Source organism: Streptomyces sp. NPDC027189, assembly GCF_055566975.1.
In genome coordinates, this window is sequence record NZ_JBVHRI010000001.1 from 931194 (window position 1) to 952118 (window position 20925).

The window sequence follows — 20925 nt, forward strand, 5'->3', positions numbered from 1 at the left end:
GAGTGAATACTCACCCACTCGAGGGGAGCACAGCACACCATGAAACTCACCGTTTTCGGCGCCACCGGAGGCATCGGCCAGGAGATCGTCCGGCAGGCGCTGAAGTCGGGCCATCAGGTCACGGCCGTCGTACGGGATCCGGCGCGCCTGACCGTCACCGGCGCGGGCCTGGAGGTGTTCCGCGCGGACCTCACGGACCCCGAGGCACTGCGCGCGGCGGTCGCGGGCCGGGACGCGGTCCTCTCCGGGCTCGGCGCCCGCAGCCGCAAGGACGCCGGGGTCGCGGCCCGGCTGACCCGTACGGTGCTGGGCGCCATGGAGTCGGAGGGGGTGCGGCGGCTGCTGGTGGTGAGCGCGGGCCCGGTCGGTCCCGACCCGGAGGGCGCCGCTCTCGTCGACCGCGCCATGCTCGGCCTGATCTCACGGCTCCTGAAGGACGTCTACGCCGATCTCAAGGAGATGGAGGACGAGCTCGCCCGAAGCACGACGGACTGGACGGTCGTACGTCCGCCGCGGCTGCAGAACAAGCCGGTGACCGGCTCGTACCGCACGGTCGTCGGGGGTTTCCCGCTCAAGGGCCGGTTCATCGCGCGCGCCGATGTGGCCCACGCGATGCTGGCGATGATCGACGACACTCGGACGGTGAAGCAGGGCGTAGGCGTCGCCTACTAGGGGCCGATGTCGAAAAGCGCCCCTCCGTAGAGCCCCCTCAGAGGCTGACGCCCACCGTCACCGGCTCGTTGACCAGCGTGATCCCAAAGGCGTCGTGGACGCCGGCGACCACCTCACGGGCCAGCGCGAGAAGGTCCTCGGTGGTGGCCTCACCCCGGTTGGTGAGAGCCAGCGTGTGCTTGGTGGAGATCCGGGCGGGCCCGCCGCCGTAGCCCTTGGTGAAACCCGACTTGTCGATCAGCCAGGCCGCGGAGGTCTTGGTGTGGCCGTCGCCCGCCGGGTACGCGGGCGGCACGGCGTCGGAACCGAGCCGATCCCGCACACGCGCGTGGAACGCGGCGAACTCCTCGTCCGTGAGGATCGGATTGGTGAAGAACGACCCGGCGGACCAGGTGTCGTGGTCCTCGGGGTCGAGCACCATGCCCTTGCCGGAACGCAGCTTGAGAACCGTCTCGCGGGCCGCGTCCAACGGCACCCGGTCGCCGGGCTCCACGCCCAGCGCGCGAGCCGTCTCCGCGTACTTGATCGGCGCCGACAGTCCCTCCGCGTCCTCCAGCTCGAAGCGGACGCGCAGCACGACATGACGCTCGGGGTCGGCCTTGAAGCGGCTGTGGCGGTACGAGAAGGCGCACTCGGCGTTCGTCAGCGTGACCGTCTCGCGCGTCTTCCGGTCGTACGCGATCACTTCGGTGATCGTCGACGACACTTCCTGCCCGTACGCGCCCACGTTCTGGATCGGGGTCGCGCCCGCGGAGCCGGGGATTCCGGCGAGGCACTCGATACCGGCGAGCCCGGCCTCGACGGTGCGGGCGACCGCGTCGGTCCACACCTCGCCCGCCGCCAGCTCCAGCCTCGTACCGTCGAGGGCGAAACCGCTCGTCGCGATGCGCAGTGCGGTCCCGGCGAAACCCTTGTCGCCGATGACCAGGTTCGATCCGCCGCCGATGAGCAGCAGCGGTGTACCGGCGTCGTCGGCCTCGCGCACGCCGGCGATCACCTCGGCGTCGGTCGTGGCGGTGATCAGCCGGGTCGCCGGGCCCCCGAGCCGGAAGGTGGTCAGCGGGGCGAGCGGGGCGTCGTGGAGTTCCTGCACGGGCTCAAGAGTACGAGAAGGCGCGGGGCCGCCCGGCCACCGGTGGGTACCCGGTTCGGGATCGTGCCCGGCCGCCCGGTGGGCACGCACTACGGGATCGCACCCCGCCACCCGTACGGGCGAGGCATGAGAACGGCCCCGCCCGTCGGGGCGGGGCCGTTCCTGTTCCAGTGCGGCTCGATCGAAGCGCCGCGCCGCCTGCGCCCAGTCGAGGGGCGGCTCGTCGGCGGACGCCGTCCGGGCAGGACTCAGCTCAGCGCGTTCTCCGGAACCGGGGCGTCGGCCGAGGACGCCACGTAAGCGCCGGTCACCGGCCGCCGCCGGGGGAGCAGAGCCGCGGCCACCGCTCCCGCGCCGACCACCGCCGCGCCCACCCACAGCGCGGGCGAGAGCCCGTCCACGAAACGCTGCGCGGACTCGTAACCGCCCTGGGCCGAGAAGACCGAGGCCAGGATCGCGATGCCGAGGGCGCCGCCGACCTCGCGGAGCGCGTTGTTGGCGCCGGAGGCGATGCCCTGCTCGGACGGGCGGACGCTGGACATCACGAGGTTCGCGGCCGGGGCGAAGTACAGGGCCATGCCGATCCCGCTGATGATCAGGGCGGGGAGCTGGGCGGCGTACGACACGTCGGGGGCGACGATCAGGGCGAACCAGCCCAGCCCGACGGCCTGCAGGGCGAGGCCGACGGTGATGACCGGGCGGCCGCCGATCCGGTCCGAGAGATACCCGGCGATGGGGGCGACGATCATCGGCATACCGGTCCAGGGGAGCATCCGCAGGCCCGCCTCGGTGGGCGAGTAGCCCACGACGCCCTGCAGGAACTGGCTGAGCAGGAAGATCGAGCCGAACATCCCGACGAACATCAGCAGGCTGGCGGCGTTGATCGCGGAGAAGGCCCGGCTGCGGAAGAGGCGCATCGGCAGCATCGGGTTCTTGTGGTGGATGCCGTGGTGGACGAAGCCCGCGAGGAGCGCACCGCCCGCGATCAGACCGGTGAGCACGGGACCGCTGGTCCAGCCGTCGATGTTGCCGCGGATCAGGGCGTAGACGATGCCGAAGAGACCGCCGCTGGCGAGCAGGGTGCCGGGGACGTCCAGAGGTGCGCCGGTGCCGTAGGACTCGGCGAGCCGCAGCCGGGCGAGCGGCAGCACGGCCAGGCCCAGCGGGACGTTCAGCCAGAAGATCCACTGCCAGGACACGTGTTCGGTGAGGCTTCCCCCGATGAGGGGTCCGGAGGCGACGGCGAGTCCGTTCACGGCCCCCCAAATCCCGTACGCCAGCCCGCGCTTGGCGGCCGGGACCGCGGCCGTCAGCAGGGTCAGTGTCAGCGGCATCATGATCGCCGCGCCGACACCCTGGACCGCACGGGCCGCAATCAGGGAGCCGATGCCGGGCGCCATGGCCGCGGCGGCGGACGCGCCGGTGAAGACGGCAAGTCCGCCGAGGAAGAGCCGCCGGCGGCCGAATCGGTCGCCCAGGGCCGCGCCGAACATCAGCAGCACGGCGAAGGTGAGCGTGTACGCGCTCACGGTCCATTCCAGGTCGCCCAGCGCTCCCCCGAGGTCCTTGCGGATGGAGGGCAGCGCGGTGGTGACGACGAGGTTGTCGAGGGCCGCCATGAATCCGGCGACGCTGGTGATGACGAGGGCCCAGGCGGCTCCTCCGCGACGTGCTGTCTGTGGTGACATCGCTCCCCCAAGGAGTGATCGTTATCCATAGTTAGTTATTGCTGACTAACTTTCGTGCCCATGAAAAGGCGCCGATCTCCGCCTTCCCCGTTCCCTGTCCTACTTCTCCAGCCGGCCCGTGACCCGCGCCGACGGATAGAGCCCCTCCCAGACCCGGTGCTCGGGCGGGAAACCCATGGCCACCAGGCAGTTGAAGAGCATTCCGTACGCCATGAAGGTCGCGGTTTCGTCCACGTCCGCCCCAAGCGGCACGTGAACCGTGTCCCAGAGCCGCATCCAGCCGGCCCGCACCGCCTCGCCGAACTCGCGGTCGCCCGCTTCCTCGGCCGCCGCCACCGCCACGTACGTCTGCATCTGCATGAGCAGCCGCTCCGGCTCCTCCTCGATGACCTTGACGTATGCCTTGGCCATGGCATGCAGGGCCTCTTCGCCCTCCAGCCCCTCCGAGGCCTCCTCGAAGGTGCGCCGGACGAGCTCCATGCAGCGCTCGGTCGCCGCGAGGAAGATCGCCCTCTTGCCCGGGAAGAGGCGGAACAGGTACGGCTGCGAGACACCCACACGTTTGGCGATCGCCTCGGTGGACGTGCCGTGGTAGCCACCCCGGGCGAACTCGCTCATCGCCGCGCGGATGACGCTCTCGCGCCTCTCCTCTGCGCTCATCCTGACCATGCGAGGAAGTTAGTACTCAATCACTAACTACGTCAAGGGGGTGTCGGGGTCGGCCGGAACGGCGCGGCGGGGAGACGTCGGAACGGCGCGCAGACGTCGGAACGGCGCGCAGACGTCGGTACGCCGCCCGAGTGTCGCAACGCGGCGCCAGGCGCCGAACTCCGCCCGAGTGTCGCAACGCGGCGCCAGGCGCCGAACTCCGCCCGAGTGTCGCAACGCGGCGCACGCGCCGGGACGCCACGCAAGTACCGGAACGCGGCGCAGGCGCCTGAACTCCGCCCAAGCGCCGGAACGCCGCACAAACAATGAACGTTGTCGCACGTAGGGGGGATCACGTCAGTAAGGGGCGCTCCACAATGGAGAACGCCCCTTACTTCGCGCACTGCTTGGCGCTGCGCACGACGCGCGACGCACAACGCAGTGCGCACTGCCCACTGCGCGCTACATCCTCAGGCCAGCCGTACGACCGCCCGCGACATGCCCAGGACCTTCTGGCCGGCGCTGGTCGCGGTGAGGTCGACGCGGACGGTGTTGTCGTCGAGCTTGGCGCCGACCTTGGCGCTGACCTCGACGGTCGCGCCCTTGTCGTCGTTCGGGACGACGACGGGCTTGGTGAAGCGGACGCCATATTCGACAACCGCGCCCGGGTCGCCGACCCAGTCGGTGACGACACGGATCGCCTCGGCCATGGTGAACATGCCGTGCGCGATGACGTCGGGCAGACCGACCTCGACCGCGAACTTCTCGTTCCAGTGGATCGGGTTGAAGTCCCCGGAGGCACCGGCGTACTGCACGAGCGTGGCACGGGTCACGGAAAACGTCTGGGCCGGCAGCTCGCTGCCGACCTCGACGTCCGTGTAAGAGATCTTCGCCGCCATGTCAGCCCTCCTCCGCCGCGCGCGCCACGAGCTTGGTGACGGCCGTCACGACATGTTCGCCCGCCTCGTCGTGAACCTCGCCACGGATGTCCAGAATGTCGTTGCCCGCCAGGGACTTGATCGACTCGATGGTCGAGGTGACCGTGAGCCGGTCGCCCGCGCGCACCGGGCGGGTGTAGGCGAACTTCTGGTCGCCGTGCACCACGCGGCTGTAGTCGAGGCCCAGTTGCGGGTCCTGGACGACCTGGCCGGCGGCCTTGAAGGTGATCGCGAACACAAAGGTCGGCGGGGCGATCACATCCGGGTGCCCGAGCGCCTTGGCGGCCTCCGGGTCCGTGTACGCAGGGTTACTGTCCCCCACGGCCTCCGCGAACTCGCGGATCTTCTCCCGGCCGACCTCATAGGGGTCGGTGGGCGGGTAGGACCGCCCCACGAAGGACTGGTCGAGCGCCATGGGCTCGGCACCTCCTGGTTGTCTTCGCTGGACTGGCTGTCACAGCTGGACCGGTTGTCACAGCTGGACTGACCGTCTTAGTCGGACGGACTGTCATCGCTCTATAACGACACGAGGCCGCAACGACGCGAGGCCGCCCCCCGCAAAGGGGACGGCCTCGTGTACGAGCCTGATTTATCGCGTTTCGCGGTGCGCGGTGTGCGCGTTGCAACGCGGGCAGTGCTTCTTCATCTCCAGTCGGTCCGGGTCGTTACGCCGGTTCTTCTTGGTGATGTAGTTCCGCTCCTTGCACTCCACGCAGGCCAGCGTGATCTTCGGGCGGACGTCGGTGGCAGCCACAGGAGTGCTCCTTGACGAACGGATGGGACGATTAACGCATAGAAGAGTAGCCGATCGAAGGACCGACCCCACAATCGGCTACTGTCAGTAGCGGTGACCGGACTTGAACCGGTGACACAGCGATTATGAGCCGCTTGCTCTACCGACTGAGCTACACCGCTGTGATGCGATCGGGCCCCGCCTTGCGACGGGAACCTCTCACACCAGAGCCCCAATACGGAATCGAACCGTAGACCTTCTCCTTACCATGGAGACGCTCTGCCGACTGAGCTATTGGGGCGAGCGATGAAGACATTACACGGTCGGCCGCCGATCGCCCAAATCCGTTTCGCGGCACCCGCCCCGGCCTGTTCCCCACCGTTTCCCCGGGCGTTCCCGCGGCCGCTCACGAGCCCCTCGCGCACCACCGATCACCACGGATTCACAGCCCGGGCCCCGTCCACGCCGGGGGCCTCTCCTCGCCCGTCGGACCACACGCGTGGGAGCCGCCGGACCCTACGGGTGGGAGCCACCACTCCATACGGGTGGGAGCCACCAGGCCATACGGGTGGGAGCCACCGGAGCACACCGGTACGGCTACGGGCCACACCGATACGGCTACGGACCACACCGGTACGACTATTGCGCTCCTCCCCGACACGGACGGATCGCCACCCTAGGCTCGACTCACGCTGCGTGATCTTGTGCCCTCACTCTCCGCAGTCGCCCCTCCCGCAGCCGCCCCCGAGCCCCAGGAGCGCGATGCCCGACAGCCAGCCGCAGCCGCCCCACTCCTCGTCGGGACAGACCGACACGGCCGCCCTCCTGCTGTGTGGGGCACGGCTCACCGACGGCCGGACCGTGGACGTGCGGCTGGGCGGCGGGCGCATCGAGGCGGTCGGCACCGCCGGGAGCCTGGCGACGGGCACCGCCGGCGCCCTCGCCGCCAAGGTGGACCTCGACGGCTACCTTCTTCTGCCGGCCCCGGCCGAGCCGCACGCGCACGGAGACACGGCCCTGACGGCCGACGGTGACGGCCCTGTCACGTACGACGCCCAGGAGGTCCAGCGCCGGGCCACCGAGGCCGCGCTGCTGCAACTCGGCCACGGCGCTACCGCGGTGCGCTCGCACGTCCGCGTCGGCGACGTACAGGGGCTGGACGCATTGACGGCGGTGCTCAAGGCGCGCCGGTCGCTGCGCGGGCTCGCCGAGCTGACCGCGGTGGCGATGCCCCGCGTGCTGACCGGCGTGGCCGGGGCCGACGGCCTCGCGATGCTGCGGGACGCCGTGAAGATGGGCGCCTCCGTGCTGGGCGGCTGCCCGGACGTCGACCCGGATCCGACGGGGTACATGGAGGCGATCCTGGAACTCGCCTCCGAGCACGGCTGTCCCGTCGACCTGCACACGGACGGCGACGACCCCGCCCGGCTCGCCCGGCTCGCGGCGATGGCCGGTGGACTGCGGCCCGGCGTGACGCTCGGCCCGTGCGGCGCGCTCGGTCGGCTGCCCGTCGAGGCGGCCTCCCGGGCGGCCGACCAACTCGCCGCGGCGGGCGTGAGCGTGGTGTGCCTGCCACAGGGCGGCTGCGGTGCCGTGCAACGGCGCGGCATCGCTCCCGTACGACTGTTGCGGGCGGCCGGAGTACGGGTCGCGGCGGGCAGCGGCGCCCTGCGCGACATGTCGAACCCGGTGGGACGCGGGGATCCCCTGGAGGCTGCGTATCTGCTGGCCTCGCGCTACGGGATGCGGCCCGACGACGCCTACGGCGCGGTGAGTTGTGCCGCCCGGGCCGCCCTCGGGCTGCCCGAGGTGCGCGTGGAGGCGGGATTTCCGGCCGAGTTGCTCGCCGTACGCGGGGACCGGCTCGCGGGGGCTCTGTCGTTGGCGTACAGCCGGATCGTGGTGCATCGGGGGCGCGTGGTCGCGCGGACCAGCGCGGTGCGGGAATACTGCAATTCGGCGGCCGCGGCGGGGTTGGACCTGCCTCGGCAGGGGAGGGGGCAGCCGTCGTGAGGCCGCCCCCGCACGCCAGGGTGTCAGTGGCCGCCACGCGCGCGTGGGTGTCTTCGTACGTCCACGCGCGCGTGGGTGTCTTCGTACCTCCACGTGCGCGTGGGTAGTGGGTATTCGTACGTCCACGCGCGAGTGCGCGGCGACTACGGCGGCTGCCGGGAGATGCCGACGGTCCGGACGCTCAGAGTTCGCCGCCGCCCAACAGGCCACCGGCGAGCGGGCTGCCGCCGGGCATCTTGTCGGCGGGAATCTCCGTGGCCCTCGACGGCGCGCTGACGTCGCCCGCCTCGGAGAACTTCAGGATCAGCGGGAGCTTTGGGGTCTTCGGGTCGTCGGCGAGGACGGAGAGGTCGACCTTGACCTGGGTGAGGTCGCCGTTCTTCAGCGTGAAGTCGACCGAGACCTTCTTGTTGGGAGCTTCCTTGAGGTCCTTGTCCGAGGGGAGGTCCGTACCCGGCGGAAGGTCGCCCTCCAGCGGCCGGAGCTTGTCGAAGATTCCCCTGATCAGTTCCCGGAAGTTGGCCTTGGCGACGACCCGTTCGGTGTCGCCGCTGCCGCCCTCGGCCCGGAAGGTGACGTCGTGCGCGATGACACCGCGTACGGCTGCCACGATGTTCCGCTGGGTCTTGGCGTCGATGTCACCGGCGCCTTCCACCCCCTTGGAGGACTTCGAGGACCCCGAGGACTCCTGCGCCTTGGCGAGATCCTGGGTGTTCATCTTCACCCAGTCTCCCTCCAGGACCTTCCTCAACTCCTTCTCGCTCTCCGGGATGTCGTCGGCCGACGGCATGGGGAAGCCCATCGCCTTGCCGAGGGCCTTCATGTCGGCGCGGTAGTACGTGAAGTCGCCGACGACCCGGTACTCGACCAGGACGCCTTCGGCCCCCGTGATCTTCATACTCGTACCGATGAGGTCCTTCTCGCCCGAATCCGCCAGCGCCTTCTTCGACTTGACGGCGACATCCACGCGCAGCCCGCTGAGGAGCTTCGCGAACTCCGGCGGGAGGGCCTCTTCGGAGCCGGCGTCGCCCGCCAGCGCGGTGAGCGCGTCGGAGTCGGCGTCGAGGTCCAACTGGAAGGCGAGCGACTTCTGTTCGCCGAGCCGGTCGACGGCGTGATCCACCTTCTGCCCCGCGGTGAGGTTCTGGACCGTGCCGCAGGCGGCCGCCGTGGCGAGGACGACGGCGGCGCAGCCGGCCGCGGTGACGGTCTTGCGTATGGCGTTGATGGTGTTCTCCTCTACGACGCCGCGCGGTCCCGCACGACATCCCCTCGTTCTTTAGTTCTTGCGTTGTCTCTCGTTCAGAGTGATCACCCATGTGACACGTGAGTTGTCCACAGGGTTGTGCGGCGAAGGCGTCCATCCGGGCGTACGGTCGGAAACATGCGCATTGTCATCGCTGGAGGTCATGGTCAGATCGCGCTGCGGCTGGAGCGGCTGCTCGCCGCGCGCGGTGACGAGGTCGCGGGGATCGTCCGCCGCGCCGAACAGAACGACGATCTGCGGGCGGCCGGCGCCGAGCCGGTCCTATGTGATCTGGAGTCGGCCACGGTGGAGGAGGTCGCCGCGCATCTGCAGGGTGCGGACGCGGCCGTCTTCGCGGCCGGCGCGGGCCCGGGCAGCGGGTCGGCCCGCAAGGAAACGGTGGACAAGGGCGCCGCGATCCTGTTCGCGAAAGCGGCTGAGCGCGCGGGCGTGCGCCGTCACGTGGTCGTCTCCTCGATGGGTGCGGACCCGGCGCACCAGGGCGATGACGTCTTCGACGCGTATCTGCGCGCGAAGGGCGAGGCCGACGAGTACGTACGCGGTCGTACGGGCCTGGACTGGACGATCCTGCGCCCCGGCAGCCTCATCGACGACGCCGGCACCGGCCTCGTACGTATGGAGGCCTCCACCGGCCGCGGCACGATCACGCGCGACGACGTCGCCGCGGTTCTCGCGGAACTGGTCGACACCCCGGCGACGGCGGGCCTGACGCTGGAAGTGATCAGCGGCTCGACCCCGATCTCGGTGGCGGTCAAGTCGGTGGCGGGGAACTAGGAACCTGTCCTTCGGATCACGCCGGTCTCGCCCTATGACGCCTCGTCTCGCCCTCCAGCGCTTCTTGAGTCCCGGCTCAGGCGTGATCCGAAAGACAGGCCCTTGGGCACCGGGGGCCCGCGGTCGCGGGGTTTGACGTCTGGAAGCGGCGTGCCCGGCCGGTCAGAACGGCGGAAGTGCCGGTCAGAACAGCGGAAGCTGTCCGGGAAACTCCGGAACGGCGTACCCGTCCAGCGCTGGCTGAGCCGCCCCGAGTTGCGCCTGCCTGCGCGACCCGGGACAGGAGACGAGTTCCCCGCTCCCCCGCGCACCCGGCGGATCATGTCGAGCGAACCGCCCCGCGACGACAGCAATCTCCCGACGACACTCGGGGCAGCTCCTACGACGCGATGACATGGGATCAGTGTGCCCCGTGGCACTCGCTCCGTGAGGCGCTCTCCCCTGATGTTCACGCCTCGCCGGCTCTGGCCTGTCGGCGCAGTTCCACTCTGGCCGCAGACGCCCGGCCCGCCTCTGTGTCCCAGAAGGGGTGTGAGGCGAGCCGGGAAGACAGTTCCTGCAGGCGGCGGCGCAGCACTGCGGTGTGCAGCGGCCTTCCGGCCAGCGCTTCGTAGGTGCGATTCCAGTCGCGCTGGGTCTGGATCAGATCGGGCGGGAACATCGTGTGCGCCATGGTCAAATTCAAGCATGTGTTCGATTTCTGATGCACGTCGAATCGTCGAGGATCACCCACCTCAGCGCGGCCGGCGAGGCCGACGAGCACGGCCCGATTCTGTGAGGACGGAGAAGCAGAGGGCCCCGTCCCACGAAGAGGCCCCTACCGGCGGAGAACCCGCAGGCAGGGGGGCTTGATCAGGAGGACTTACGTCTTCTTGTCGTGGGTCTTGTCGGGGATCTTGGTGACCTGCATTTTCGCAGGTCGGGGCTGTGCTCCCCGGCGTCTGGGTGGTCGTCATAGGCCGCTGTTGGCCACTGCTGAGCAGCCTCGGACGGCCCAGAGACGGCCCAGCGACACCGCCCAGACGTACCGGCTGGGGTGCCCCTTGCCCAACGAAGTCGCCCAACAACGTGATCACTCGTGAAGCAGCTGGCCAAGAAGGCGGCCGAAGAAAACCGCAAAGAAGGCGGCGGCGCGGAAACCGCGCAGCGCCCAAGGGCGACAGATCACTCTGGCGCCGTCCACACGTCGGGCCCGCCGCCTCGCCAGTCGATCAGTTCAGGGTCGTCGATCGTCGTATCCGCCTCAGGCAGGCCTGCGCGGCGCAGGAACTCCACCACGTCCAGCAGGTGGTAAGCCGTGCCGACTGGCTCGCCGCGGATCGTCACCCGCCTGCTGCCGTCCGGCTGCGGCGGGTGCACGACCACAGGCACACTCTCGGGCACATTCCCAGCCTCTCACTCGGAGACGCAGATGGCCGAGCAGCTGACCCGGCCGGAAGGTCCGCACGACTGGTACCTGCGGACGTCATGTACGCCCAGGCTGCGCTTCCACCATCGAGGCGCTGCCAGCACTCCCTTCTGTGGTTCGCCAAGCTGTGCGCCGGCGTCACCGGACACTCCATGCGATTGCACATGCGCGGGTATCAACCACGGCATGGGCAAGGAGTTCTTCCGGGCACCGCATCCCGGAGCCCCTGACTGGGCCTCTGCGCAGGCGCCCGCGTGGAAGCCAGGCCCCGGCACCGTTGAAGTCGACTGCAAAAATCGGCGAGTCGCCGGGCGCGACCCCTTCCAGAAGCACGGCACACGCGTACGTCCTCCCTCGTCAGCGTGGACGTCACCTGAGGTGGCGGAGCAGTCGGCAGACCAGGGATTGGGCGGAACGGTCTGACAGTGGCGCATAGGACCGCCGCAGGGTTTGTGCCGGCCGGGAGGCCCATCGCCCGCGTCTCTGGACCGGACGACTGCAGGGGCCGCGGCGCTGGGCGAGCACGCTCACGGCTTCCTCAGCCTGCACGGCTACCCAAACTTTGGCGAAGCCCAGGCCCGCGGTGGCACAGGACATGGGCAAGCCGTCCACACTTGGCCCGCGTATGGCCCGGAAACCCTGATCAGCCCCGGGATCCACGCGGCACAGAGCGAGAGAAGTCACCCTGTTCCGATTCCACTCGAAAGCTCGTCCCTGAACACGAAGAAACCCCCTCCGCTCTGCGTTTCCGCAGTGCAGAGGGGGTCTTCCCCAATGTGGCGGCGCCAGGATTCGAACCTGGGAAGGCTGGTTGAGCCGCTGGAGCCGGGCGGGCAGGCCGTCACAGGCATGTCTCGCGCGAGCTCTCTACGGGGTGTGCAGTTCGCAGCCCACGAAAGTGTCGAGCGCGTCTCCGCTGGCGATGTCACCACTGCCACCGTCACAGTTGACTGTGTCGGCAAAGCCGTCCGCGACAGCGATGACGTCGTTCGCGCCGCCGGTGGTCACGGCGTCATTGCCGGTGCCCGGATTGAGGACGACACGGAAGGTCGGGGCAGAGAGGCTGTCTGTGAACGAGTCGTCCCCGTTGCCCAGATTCGCGGTGAAGTCGCTGACGCCTGCGACCATGCCGCAGGTCGTCGTGGTCGCGGTGACCTGACGGCAGCCGAACCCGGCAGCGATCCCAGCCGTGTCAGTCACCGTGAGGACTCCGCCAGGCGCCGTGACGGTCACCGTGTTGCTGAAGCCGGATGCGGCGTTGTAGGTCACGAACGAGCCGACGCGATTGATGCCTGATCCCGCCGCGGCGGCCGGGGAGGCGAGCGCCAGCGGCAACGCCAGTCCCGCCAGTGCCGCCGGGACAGCCACACGTATCAGAGTCCTGCTTGCGATCTTCATGCTCTGTGCCTCTCACGCATCCGTAAGGGCACCGGACGGCACCCTCGACGCCAGATAAGCAGCGGGTAATCGGATTCGCACTATCTGTTACGACCATCGGTGGCCATTCAAACGAGGACCTGCCCCTGCTGGGCGGCTGGCCTCATCCGCGAGAAACACCCCGCTACAGCTACCCCCTGGGGGAACCGCTGTGGCCAGGCGACCACTTGCGGCATTGCAGCCGATGACTGAGGCTCGCTGGTCATCTCGGTCCGCCGGTCGGCCGCGGGGCAACCCTGAGACGGTCCAGCGCACGCCAGGTGAGTACGGCGGGCTCAGCATCCCTTGGGCTATGAGTGCAAGGGATGCTCTTCAGCCCTCAAAGGCTTTCGCCCACCTTCCCGGCGACTTGCTGAAGCAGCGGTCGTGTCCCGCCGAGTGGTGTAGCAGCGCAGGCACGCGTGGATCCTCGGAACCAGGATCGCGGCGCCCGGCCCCACAACCCGGGCCGGCGACGGCCGACGTGCCGCTGAGGCCGGCACAGTCGGCTTCGAAGCGGCTGGGAACCGCCCGTCCCTCCGTTCCAGCCCACCCCCAGAGCCGAGGATGTGGCGGCGCGAGCAAATTCCAGCCACCGGGCAGGTAAATTCCGGCCACCTGGCAGGTAAAGTCCGACCACCTTCTTGAAGAGAGAACATCCGTACGCATCGGCTCCGGCCCGCGGCCATCTGATCGCGGCCAGTCAGCGAGTCCGTGCGCGAGGATGCTGAGTTGCCTGGAGCCCGCGAAGTGTCAGCATCGCCCTTGACCGCTCGGTTGCGCACCGCAGCGGCACGCCTCCTCCTACCCACGGTGCTCGCCCTGTCGATCGCCGTTCAGGCAGTAGGTGCCCTCCTCCCCAGCGTCCCCCTGCTCGTGGCCTCCACCGCCGTCGGGCTGGCGGCGGACATCGCCCTGCACCGTTGGCAGCGGCGTATGACCACTGCCCTCGGGAAGCTGCACGCGACCGTGTTCGTGCGCCAAGTCGTCCGGGACCTTCTGCTGGTGACCGGCCTGATCCGCATCGAGGACCAGGACTATGAGACGAAATACCTGGCTCTCGTCTGCGGTCTGCTGCTCTTCTACGCCCTGCATTTCGCCTGCCAGGCGCTTGCGATCCTCGTACGCCGCACCCGCACCCTGCCCGTGGTGACCCGGAACATCGACGCCTCGCCACTGCGACTGAGCCCCGCTCCCCCGGTGCTGCTGATGCATCGCTCCGGGCAGCGGCTCCTCACGTTCGGTCTGCCCTCGACGGCCGGCCTGCTGACCACCGCGGCGGGCGGCTCGGCCTGGTGGGCCGTCGCGGGAATCACCCTGTCCGCTGCCTTCGCGGTGTTGGCCATCGGCATGCTGCTGCAGCGGCTGCTGCCGACACGCAGGCCGGTGACGAGCGAGCAGGCGCTGGAGTGGTTCGAGGCCTGGCTCACGGAGTACCAGCCGACCGTGGGCATGTACTTCTCCGGCGGCACGAGCTCGGCCTATCAGGCGAACATGTGGCTGGAGCCGCTGGCCCGGCTGGAGGGCCGTCCGCTGATCGTGCTGCGTGAGCGCTTCATGGTGAGCCAGATTGCGTCCACCGACATCCCGATCGTGTGTCTGCCGAAGGTCGCCGACCTGATGAGGCTGGAGCACTCCACGCTGAAGATGCTGATCCACCCGTCGAACTCGGGGAAGACCTCGCAGGTGCTGCGAATCCCCACCATCAAGCACGCGTTCGTCAACCACGGCGAGAGCGACAAACTGTCCAGCTGCAATCCGTACGCGAAGGCCTACGACGAGGTGTGGGTGGCCGGTCCCGCGGCGCGCCAGCGGTACGCCCTGGCGAACGTGGGTATCGACGACAGGGACGTCGTGGAGATCGGACGCCCGCAGCTTGACGCGATCGAGCCGTATGCCGGTACGCCCGCGGGCCCGTACACCACGGTTCTCTACGCCCCCACGTGGGAGGGGTGGGACGGCAACCCGGGCAACACCTCGATCATCGAGGCCGGCGAGAACATCGTCCGCACCCTCCTGGCCGATCCGGGGGTCCGGCTCCTGTACAAGCCGCACCCGCTGACCGGCTCGGTCGATCCCCGGGCGGGAGCCGCGAACGCCCGGATCCAGGAGATGATCCGCGCCGCGAGCGCCCTCCGTGCCGCTGAACACCCCGACGAGAGACCCGCGCCCTCCACAGCGGCGGAACTGGCCTACCGGACCGCCGAACTCGACCGACTGACCACGTCCTCGTTCCGGGCGAGCGCGGACGACGCGGAGCGGATGCTGCTCCAGACGGTCCCCGAACCCGGTCAGGCCGCGGCCGTGGCCGCCGCGACCGCCGCCTGGGAGGCCGCGTACTGGGCCTCGTTCCCCGCGTGGGAGCACCGCATCATCGTCGGGGCGCGGCCGACCGTCTACGCCTGCTTCAACGTGGCCGACCTGCTGGTCAGCGATGTCTCCAGCGTCATCTCCGACTATCTGGCGAGCGAGAAGCCCTACGCCGTCGCCAACACCAGCGGCCTTCCCGAGCAGGACTTCCGCGACACCTTCCCCACTGTCCGGGCAGGTGCCATCCTCGCTCCGGACGCCTCCGGCATACCGGCCCTGCTGGAGTCCGTGCGCCACCCCGAGAAGGACACCTACGCCGAGGCCCGCAGCGAGCTCAAGCTGCACCTGCTGGGCCCCTCCGACCCGCCGTCCGTCGTCCGCTTCAACGAGGCTGCCCGTGCACTGTGCGCGGCGGCCGACGAACACCGGGCGGGTATGGCGGTGCGAGCGCTCCCGGTAATCCCGACACAGCGAGACGCCGGGTCGACGCTGGACAACGAGCGCGTCAGGGGCTGAGTCCCCAGGGCGTGTACGCGGTGTCCCCGGAGCAGCCGGCATCCGCACCGACTATTGCGGCGGCCGCATGTTCCGTGGGACATCCGGTTCCGCGGTGCGCAGCCATGGACCGGGGAACGAACACGAATCAACGCGGCGCTTGCCGCTGTTGCGTGCGGCAGGGGGAACCGCCCGTCGGCAAGCCGAATATCTGCCCAGGTACTGGCACTCGGACTGCAAGCAGGCACACCGATCTCGCCCGCCATAAAGAGCTTCCTTGCCCGACGAGGCGTGGACCGCGGTCGCTTGCCAACGTCGAACGGACGCTGAGCCAACTGGCGCATCGCTCGTCACGCCTCGTCAACTGCCAGTCGGTGCAGTGCTGGTACGCCGGGCCTCCGACACCCACGACGCCCCGAAATCTGGTCCGCGCCTGGTCCGGAAGCCCTGATCGGTCCCGGGATCCGGCCAACACAGCGTGAGACAAGTCACCGCGTTTCGATTCCGCCCGAAAGATCACCCCAGAGCACGAAGAGACCCCCTCCAATCCGCCTATTCGCAGATCGGAGGGGGTCTTCCCCAATGTGGCGGCGCCAGGATTCGAACCTGGGAAGGCTGAGTCGGCAGATTTACAGTGGGCTGCGCAGTATGCCTCTGACCTGGCCGTTTCTTTCCATTCAGGATCCGTGGTCCGCGACTGGCCCGGATCATGCATTACGCACTCCGCCGCGGTCGCTAAGCCAGGCGGTCCGGGCTGCCCCCGACAACCGTAGGGGGCAGCACCCCTGCGTACCGCCGGGTTGCCGGCGGTGAAGCCGACCACGGGCTGGCATCTATTGCTCTATCCGCTGCGCCAACTCCTGCGGCATCTCATGCACAAACCCGCGTTTGGCGGCTCGCGTTGTCGCAGGTCAACCCCGTGGTCGGCCCCCAACCACGATCACTGACATCCCCTCTACGCCCCCCGACAGCCCCAAACAGCAGGGAGAGGGAGGGAGTTGGGCTGGGGCAAGACGGAAGGCGGGCGAGGGGAACGCGCGGCCAGTCGCCCGTTCCGCCCGGCTCGCGCCGTGCGGGCCTGGCCGGGCAGGGGACAGCGGAAAGCACGCCGGGGTTTCGACGAGGGCGCAAGGGTGCTCCCGCAGGCTCGCCGCCACGCTGATCAGGCGTGGTGAGGCATTCCTCGAGCGTCCGTCACACACCCGCCAGTAGACGGGGCGAGCCGCTGCAGCAGTGCTGGCAGTGTCGCTGTTACCTCGCGACACTCGCCTTAGCCTGTCTCCGGGTTACGACGCGCCAGCCCAATCACGCACCCTGGCTGGGCGTCTTGCGGTCAGAATTTCCTTACGGTCGTCAAGGCCCGCGCACGGCGCGGGCGCGCGCCGCCTCTGCGGCGCGGCCTGCCTCCTGTCTGCGCCCCGGCTGGCCGCGCCCGGCGGCGCGCTACGTGCAAGCGGGCGGAAGCGAGAACGTCATCCGCGGGCCAAGGACATGCCTCCGGCGGGGGATCGGCCGGCACCGGGATGGAGGGGGCGCCGTTCCCGACTGCGGGCACATTGTGGCGAGCGTAGTGGGCTCCCATCCCGTCCGCCATCGCCCCAGGCAGAGCCGAGCAAACGCGGCCCATGGCGTCCAGGTCGTTCGTACAGTGGCGCGCTCCACCTGGACGCCATGAACCACGCCCGCTCCACAGTGTGTGGGTCGACGGCGGACGGGATGGGAGCTGGGGTAAGTGGTGGGTTGGGGTGGCGCTTCAGTGCATACACCGATCGCCACGTGCAAAATCCGGCTTGCTGAGTTCTTCGTGACTCCCAGCAGAGGCGGCATGTACCGTCGCGCCGTGAAGGACTACGCCCGGCCGTGCCGGACCTCCTGACCTGGGTCATAGCCTGGATCCTCGTTACTGTGATGTTCTGGTTGGTGGCCCAGGTGACCGGCAGCCCGAACAGCTGGTACGCGAGCGCACTCCTCGCAGGGATCATCGTCGTCGCCGGAGAACTCGCAGACCGCTATAAGCAGAAGCGCCACACACGAAAGCGCAAGTCCTGACCAGGTCCGAGGCGTGCACAGAGCGCCCCTGTTTCTGACATCAGTCTCTGATACCAACGAGCGCGAACAGCGGCGATCGATGCCGAACCCCAGCGCGCAGTCAGTCGAGGGACGGGGCGGGTTGACCGACGTCGACGGCTCCCCGTGATCGACCTGGTCGAGATGAGGCCAGACTGCAAAGCCGGCGTGGAGCCGTCACCAATCGACGGACGGCACTACGCCGACCACGCTACGGTCCAGTCATGTCCAACGATGCGCCCGATCCCTTCAAGGAAGTCATGACGCGAGAGTCCCTTGCCGCCATGATTCACAGCCTTCGCGACGACTTTCACCGACGGGGCGAGGAGTGGGAGAACCGCACCGTGGAGGACTACCTCGGTGCGCTCGCCGCGTGGATCACGGACTCGCCCGGCTCGTACCGGTACCTCGGCGAAGAGATGCCGCCGGACGGCGACTGGACGTTCTTTGCGCGGGCCCTCAGCGCGGCCGTCGTCTACGAGTAGCCGAAGGGCCGTGCCCGATCGACCGGTAACTGACGGGGAACCGCGGTGGTTGACGAACAGCGCACATGAGAACGGCCCCAGACCGATTTACCTGGTCAGGGGCCGCTCATCTGCGGTGGGTGTGGGATTTGAACCCACGGTGACATCGCTGCCACGACGGTTTTCAAGATTCATCGGGGAATCTGTTGCCGAGCTTCGGTAAGCACGAGAGGCAGCCGACCGAGCCAGTTCCCGTCTTGTGGGAGCGCGGCCATTGACCTCAAGCCGGTACGCAACCATCAACCATGGGCCGTACATCGGGGCAGATTCACGGTCGCGGTACCCGTCCACGCCTTTCTAACGACGACTGGTGGGATTAGGCGACGGCGACTACGCCGTTCGCAATGGGATTCGTCGCCCAACTGCGAGGGCACAGAATTCCGGCCGCGCAGCGGTACCCGTTGTCCGGCCTCACCCTGCCGGCCCCGGCTGCGGCGGCACCAATGCTGCTTCTCCGGAGGGCGGAGTCCCCGCCTCCCTGGCGTCTGTCCGCTGGGCGGTGCGCCGCCGCAGCTGTCCCAGACACCGGTAGAACCGGTCCGGAAGGAACACGGTGTCCGCAATGATCATCGCGCTAGAGAAGAGCGGCAGCCCCAGGAGCACCGCGATCCCCATGTGCATGCCCAACAGCATCGTCAAGACGGGGTACTTGAGCCTGCCGAACAGGACGAACGGAAAGGCTACCTGCAACAGCACCGTCAGGTAGCAGGCAATGGCGATCAGTACGTCGTGTTCGTCCACCATGAGAGAGAGCGCGGGCCAGGGCTGGAAGAGATCGAGGTTCAGGACGTAGTGGAGGGCGGTCCCATTGCCCCAGGAGCCGCCCTGCACCTTGTACAACCCTGCGGAACCGTAGAGGAAGCAGACCTGGGCGGCGATGACGAGCATGCCGCAGTTGTGCAGCACGGTGATCACTGTCAGGCGCGCGTCGCGGAGTTGGCGTCGGAGCTCGCCCGATGCCCGGTCCAGCGGAAGCCGGGCTGTCTTGCCGGCGGATGCTCGAAGCCGGGTCCTGCGGGCGTCGAGGGACCAGCGCCGGCCGCATGCGGTGAAGACGAGGTATACGGCCATGAGGAGGATGAGGTTGTCCCCACCGTCCGTCATGAAGATCGCCCTGGCGTGGAACGACACCACTACGACCGCGAACAGCACGGACACCGCTCTGGTCCGCCAGCCCAGCATGAACAGTGCGGATGTGACGAGGGCTGCCGCGTAGCAGACCTCGAAATACGCCCTGTTGTCGGACAGGGTGAGGATACTGGCCCACCCTGTCTGGTCGAACAGTTGCTTCGCCAGTGTCGGCGTCCATGGTGAACCGGGACCCCAGATCTCGTCGCGGTGCGGAAACTCGCGCAGCAGGAAGACGAGGTAGAGAAGTCCGTACCCGATGCGCAGAACCGCCGCGGCGTACAGGGAGGTCGGCCGCTCCAACAGGAGGGTGAAGAGCGCACCGATGCCTTCGGGCATCGGCTGCGGCGCGCGTGCACTGGCCTGTTCGGTGCCGCGTCGCGACGGCGTGGGTGCCGATGCCGATGTCTGCTCAGCCCGTTGCATGGGGGGCCACCTTCCACCAGGGCAGATAACGGGTGTCGGCGGGCTTCGGTGCGGCCACGCCGGGACCGGGGCTGCCCGCTCCGGCGGGCGCGGCGATGGGCAGTGTGATCACCCGCAGCTGGATGGACTCGAATGTGCCGTGGCGATGGGCGGCGACGCGAGCCGCCACGATGTTGCGCAGATATTGCTGGATCATCAGAGCGCGTTGCGAGCGCGGCTGGTCGTCGCCGCCGTGCGTTTCTAGGTAGGAATTCCAAGCGCGACGCAACATGTTCTGCGCCGTATGGCTCGGGAAGGGGTTGTGTTTCACCGCGGCTTTGTCGATGGCGGTCAGGTCGAACCAGCCGCTGACCTGGACGGTGCCGTCCGGGACGGTGTGCATGGTCCTTGCCGAAATCTGCCGGTTGACCGACTCTGGGTCCGGGGCGAAGAGTCGCCAGTCCTGCTCGAACAACGGGAAGACCCAGGCGTTGACCTGCCGGCTGTACTGCCGGGAGATGGGATTTGGGGGTGCCACGTGCAGGAATACCAGGAGCACATGCACCAGGGCCGTCGCCAGGCACAGGACCACGGCGACTCGCACTCCGGCCCTCAGGGCGACGGGCGGCTCTGAAGGCTCTTGGAACGCAAGAGGTCTCCCGCCCCCGTTCTGTGCGGTCGGCCCAGCGCCGGGCCGGTCCGATTCATCAGCATCCGCTGATACAACGCCACCCCGCACCGCCTTGTCCGGCCATTCCGTCCCGATTTCCCTCACCTGCTTCTCCTGAGCTTTCGCCGGCGGCGCGCGACGGAACCGATGACGATCCCCGCCGCACGCCGCCCGTCCTACTCACGCACATGGACGGCTGCCTCCGAGCACTCACCCCACCGGAGGGGCCCACCGCGTGATTCAGCTACGACTTCGCGAACCCGCAGGACGCGCGGGAATCGCTCCGTGCCACGCTGACCGTCGCGCTAAGCAGGATCGCCGCCGTGGCCCTCGTCCTTGCCGGGCTTCTCGCCATGGCCCTCGTCCTTGCCGGGCTTCTCGCCATGGCCCTCGTCCTTGCCGGGCTTCTCGCCATGGCCCTCGTCCTTGCCGGGCTTCTCGCCATAGCTCTCGTCCTTGCCGGGCTTCTCGCCATGGCCCTCGTCCTTGCCGGGCTTCTCGCCATGGTCGTGGTCGCCGTTTCCACCAGTCGTGGTACCCGTGGTTCCGCCGGTGGTGCCCGCCGTCGTCGTACCCGTCGTTCCGCCGGTGGTGCCCGCCGTCGTCGTACCCGTCGTTCCGCCGGTGGTGCCCGCCGTCGTCGTACCCGTCGTTCCGCCGGTGGTGCCCGCCGTCG

General features: G+C 68.8%; 19 protein-coding genes, 2 tRNA genes and 1 pseudogene. 6 read left to right on the plus strand and 16 right to left on the minus strand.

Features of this window, described 5'->3' with window-relative positions; translation table 11 throughout:
* The first annotated feature begins 39 nt into the window (after positions 1-39).
* Positions 40-672 carry an NAD(P)-dependent oxidoreductase gene (locus ACZ4RZ_RS04255; RefSeq protein ID WP_467741781.1) on the plus strand — a complete coding sequence of 211 codons (633 nt, stop codon included), beginning with the start codon at positions 40-42 and terminating at the stop codon, positions 670-672.
* Between the two features lie 37 nt (positions 673-709).
* Here ACZ4RZ_RS04255 and ACZ4RZ_RS04260 read toward each other — a convergent pair whose 3' ends face one another.
* The 8 genes from ACZ4RZ_RS04260 to ACZ4RZ_RS04295 form a co-directional block, all read right to left on the minus strand.
* Entirely contained in the window at positions 710-1765 is a 1056-nt protein-coding gene (locus ACZ4RZ_RS04260; RefSeq protein WP_467741783.1) for a UDP-N-acetylmuramate dehydrogenase, read from the minus strand.
* Positions 1766-2013: 248 nt separating this feature from the next.
* Complete coding sequence (locus tag ACZ4RZ_RS04265) at positions 2014-3453, minus strand: DHA2 family efflux MFS transporter permease subunit (protein WP_467741785.1); 1440 nt, start codon at positions 3451-3453, stop codon at positions 2014-2016.
* A gap of 99 nt (positions 3454-3552) precedes the next feature.
* Positions 3553-4122: a TetR/AcrR family transcriptional regulator gene (locus tag ACZ4RZ_RS04270; protein ID WP_467741786.1), complete on the minus strand. Its 570-nt coding sequence runs from the start codon at positions 4120-4122 to the stop codon at positions 3553-3555.
* Between the two features lie 449 nt (positions 4123-4571).
* Positions 4572-5000, minus strand: a complete 429-nt coding sequence (locus tag ACZ4RZ_RS04275) for a MaoC family dehydratase (RefSeq protein WP_467741787.1) — start codon at positions 4998-5000, stop codon at positions 4572-4574.
* Position 5001: 1 nt separating this feature from the next.
* Positions 5002-5454 carry an FAS1-like dehydratase domain-containing protein gene (locus tag ACZ4RZ_RS04280; RefSeq protein WP_369248548.1) on the minus strand — a complete coding sequence of 151 codons (453 nt, stop codon included), beginning with the start codon at positions 5452-5454 and terminating at the stop codon, positions 5002-5004.
* A gap of 174 nt (positions 5455-5628) precedes the next feature.
* Complete coding sequence (gene rpmG / locus ACZ4RZ_RS04285) at positions 5629-5793, minus strand: 50S ribosomal protein L33 (RefSeq protein WP_004571794.1); 165 nt, start codon at positions 5791-5793, stop codon at positions 5629-5631.
* An 88-nt stretch (positions 5794-5881) separates the two neighbouring features.
* Positions 5882-5954 (minus strand) — tRNA-Met (locus tag ACZ4RZ_RS04290).
* Positions 5955-6000: 46 nt separating this feature from the next.
* Positions 6001-6073 (minus strand) — tRNA-Thr (locus ACZ4RZ_RS04295).
* A 461-nt stretch (positions 6074-6534) separates the two neighbouring features.
* Between ACZ4RZ_RS04295 and ACZ4RZ_RS04300 the strand changes: the two genes are divergently transcribed.
* On the plus strand, positions 6535-7785 hold the full coding sequence (locus tag ACZ4RZ_RS04300; RefSeq protein WP_467741789.1) for an amidohydrolase family protein: 1251 nt from the start codon (positions 6535-6537) through the stop codon (positions 7783-7785).
* A gap of 181 nt (positions 7786-7966) precedes the next feature.
* On the opposite strand, the gene ACZ4RZ_RS04305 is transcribed toward ACZ4RZ_RS04300, so the two are convergent.
* A complete protein-coding gene (locus ACZ4RZ_RS04305) occupies positions 7967-8908 on the minus strand; it encodes a hypothetical protein (RefSeq protein WP_467741791.1) in 942 nt (313 codons plus the stop codon).
* A 261-nt stretch (positions 8909-9169) separates the two neighbouring features.
* On the opposite strand from ACZ4RZ_RS04305, the gene ACZ4RZ_RS04310 reads away from it, so the two are divergent.
* Positions 9170-9826, plus strand: a complete 657-nt coding sequence (locus ACZ4RZ_RS04310; protein ID WP_467741793.1) for an SDR family oxidoreductase — start codon at positions 9170-9172, stop codon at positions 9824-9826.
* A gap of 183 nt (positions 9827-10009) precedes the next feature.
* Here the strand turns inward: ACZ4RZ_RS04310 and ACZ4RZ_RS04315 are convergent, their stop codons facing one another.
* The 4 genes from ACZ4RZ_RS04315 to ACZ4RZ_RS04330 form a co-directional block, all read right to left on the minus strand.
* Positions 10010-10222 carry a hypothetical protein gene (locus ACZ4RZ_RS04315; RefSeq protein ID WP_467741795.1) on the minus strand — a complete coding sequence of 71 codons (213 nt, stop codon included), beginning with the start codon at positions 10220-10222 and terminating at the stop codon, positions 10010-10012.
* Positions 10223-10274: 52 nt separating this feature from the next.
* The gene (locus ACZ4RZ_RS04320) at positions 10275-10589 is read right to left on the minus strand and encodes a hypothetical protein (RefSeq protein WP_467741796.1); all 315 of its coding nucleotides are present in this window, start codon (positions 10587-10589) and stop codon (positions 10275-10277) included.
* A 401-nt stretch (positions 10590-10990) separates the two neighbouring features.
* Positions 10991-11209, minus strand: coding sequence for a hypothetical protein (locus tag ACZ4RZ_RS04325; protein WP_467741798.1), 219 nt, complete (start codon positions 11207-11209; stop codon positions 10991-10993).
* Positions 11210-12101: 892 nt separating this feature from the next.
* On the minus strand, positions 12102-12602 hold the full coding sequence (locus tag ACZ4RZ_RS04330) for a hypothetical protein (RefSeq protein ID WP_467741800.1): 501 nt from the start codon (positions 12600-12602) through the stop codon (positions 12102-12104).
* Between the two features lie 798 nt (positions 12603-13400).
* Between ACZ4RZ_RS04330 and ACZ4RZ_RS04335 the strand changes: the two genes are divergently transcribed.
* The 3 genes from ACZ4RZ_RS04335 to ACZ4RZ_RS04345 all read left to right on the plus strand — a co-directional run bounded on the left by ACZ4RZ_RS04335 (position 13401) and on the right by ACZ4RZ_RS04345 (position 18007).
* On the plus strand, positions 13401-15476 hold the full coding sequence (locus ACZ4RZ_RS04335) for a hypothetical protein (protein ID WP_467741802.1): 2076 nt from the start codon (positions 13401-13403) through the stop codon (positions 15474-15476).
* 1884 nt (positions 15477-17360) lie between these two features.
* The gene (locus ACZ4RZ_RS04340) at positions 17361-17504 is read left to right on the plus strand and encodes a hypothetical protein (protein WP_467741804.1); all 144 of its coding nucleotides are present in this window, start codon (positions 17361-17363) and stop codon (positions 17502-17504) included.
* A gap of 242 nt (positions 17505-17746) precedes the next feature.
* Positions 17747-18007 carry a DUF7660 family protein gene (locus ACZ4RZ_RS04345; protein ID WP_467741806.1) on the plus strand — a complete coding sequence of 87 codons (261 nt, stop codon included), beginning with the start codon at positions 17747-17749 and terminating at the stop codon, positions 18005-18007.
* A gap of 450 nt (positions 18008-18457) precedes the next feature.
* Here the strand turns inward: ACZ4RZ_RS04345 and ACZ4RZ_RS04350 are convergent, their stop codons facing one another.
* From ACZ4RZ_RS04350 to ACZ4RZ_RS04360, 3 genes and pseudogenes are all read right to left on the minus strand, one after another.
* Positions 18458-19513 carry an HTTM domain-containing protein gene (locus ACZ4RZ_RS04350; protein ID WP_467741977.1) on the minus strand — a complete coding sequence of 352 codons (1056 nt, stop codon included), beginning with the start codon at positions 19511-19513 and terminating at the stop codon, positions 18458-18460.
* Positions 19514-19586: 73 nt separating this feature from the next.
* Positions 19587-20171 carry a DUF5819 family protein gene (locus ACZ4RZ_RS04355; protein ID WP_467741808.1) on the minus strand — a complete coding sequence of 195 codons (585 nt, stop codon included), beginning with the start codon at positions 20169-20171 and terminating at the stop codon, positions 19587-19589.
* A 383-nt stretch (positions 20172-20554) separates the two neighbouring features.
* A pseudogene (locus ACZ4RZ_RS04360) lies at positions 20555-20925 on the minus strand (ice-binding family protein); the annotation flags it as partial.

What these genes read in the sequence shown, in the direction of transcription:
- ACZ4RZ_RS04310 (WP_467741793.1), top strand. Translation starts at nt 9,170, where the DNA reads ATGCGCATTGTCATCGCTGGAGGTCATGGTCAGATCGCGCTGCGGCTG.
- ACZ4RZ_RS04350 (WP_467741977.1), bottom strand. Translation starts at nt 19,513, where the DNA reads ATGCCCGAAGGCATCGGTGCGCTCTTCACCCTCCTGTTGGAGCGGCCG.
- ACZ4RZ_RS04300 (WP_467741789.1), top strand. Translation starts at nt 6,535, where the DNA reads ATGCCCGACAGCCAGCCGCAGCCGCCCCACTCCTCGTCGGGACAGACC.
- ACZ4RZ_RS04275 (WP_467741787.1), bottom strand. Translation starts at nt 5,000, where the DNA reads ATGGCGGCGAAGATCTCTTACACGGACGTCGAGGTCGGCAGCGAGCTG.
- ACZ4RZ_RS04255 (WP_467741781.1), top strand. Translation starts at nt 40, where the DNA reads ATGAAACTCACCGTTTTCGGCGCCACCGGAGGCATCGGCCAGGAGATC.
- ACZ4RZ_RS04345 (WP_467741806.1), top strand. Translation starts at nt 17,747, where the DNA reads ATGTCCAACGATGCGCCCGATCCCTTCAAGGAAGTCATGACGCGAGAG.
- ACZ4RZ_RS04280 (WP_369248548.1), bottom strand. Translation starts at nt 5,454, where the DNA reads ATGGCGCTCGACCAGTCCTTCGTGGGGCGGTCCTACCCGCCCACCGAC.
- ACZ4RZ_RS04315 (WP_467741795.1), bottom strand. Translation starts at nt 10,222, where the DNA reads ATGTCATCGCGTCGTAGGAGCTGCCCCGAGTGTCGTCGGGAGATTGCT.
- ACZ4RZ_RS04270 (WP_467741786.1), bottom strand. Translation starts at nt 4,122, where the DNA reads ATGGTCAGGATGAGCGCAGAGGAGAGGCGCGAGAGCGTCATCCGCGCG.
- ACZ4RZ_RS04265 (WP_467741785.1), bottom strand. Translation starts at nt 3,453, where the DNA reads ATGTCACCACAGACAGCACGTCGCGGAGGAGCCGCCTGGGCCCTCGTC.